Source organism: Vibrio sp. 1562, from assembly GCF_033340155.1.
Lineage (GTDB): Bacteria > Pseudomonadota > Gammaproteobacteria > Enterobacterales > Vibrionaceae > Vibrio > Vibrio alginolyticus.
Genome location: NZ_JAWOVY010000695.1, coordinates 1 through 540 on the forward strand (window position 1 = coordinate 1; position 540 = coordinate 540).

1 protein-coding gene is annotated in these 540 nt (G+C 51.1%); it reads right to left on the reverse strand.

The window, feature by feature from the left end:
- Positions 1-86 precede the first annotated feature (86 nt).
- A partial coding sequence (eda, locus tag R7Z49_RS27140) for a bifunctional 4-hydroxy-2-oxoglutarate aldolase/2-dehydro-3-deoxy-phosphogluconate aldolase (protein WP_318112771.1) occupies positions 87-540 on the reverse strand: 454 nt, incomplete at its 5' end.

The following is a 540-nucleotide window of genomic DNA, read 5'->3' on the forward strand; positions in this document are numbered from 1 at the left end:
CTTAACCACGTGAGTGAATGTGAATGCAAACGAATCAGCCCTCTACAAAGGGAGGGCTGGGCACTTTATTCAATCGCTAAAAGCGATTACTCATTTACAAGCGCAACCGCTTCGCGAGTTAGGCGTGCAAGCTCTTCCCAGTTGCCTTCTTCGATCAGTTTCTTGTCTACCATCCAAGTTCCGCCGCAGGCCAACACGCGTGGAATCGCTAAGTAATCTTTGATGTTCGCAGGGTTAATGCCACCAGTAGGCATCAGTTCGATGTCGGTGTATGGCGCAAGCAGTGATTTCACCATGTTGATGCCGCCAGAAGCTTCGGCAGGGAAGAACTTCAAGGTGGTTAATCCCATTTCCAGCGCGGCTTCATCCGTGCTTGGGTTGTTCACGCCCGGTACGATATCAATGCCGATTTCTTGGCACGCTTTAACGGTATGTGGGTTAAAGCCAGGCGATACGATAAAGGTTGCGCCTGCTTCTTTTGCAGCAATTGCTTGCTCGCGGTTCAGTACCGTACCTGCGCCAATCAGCATGTCTGGCTGG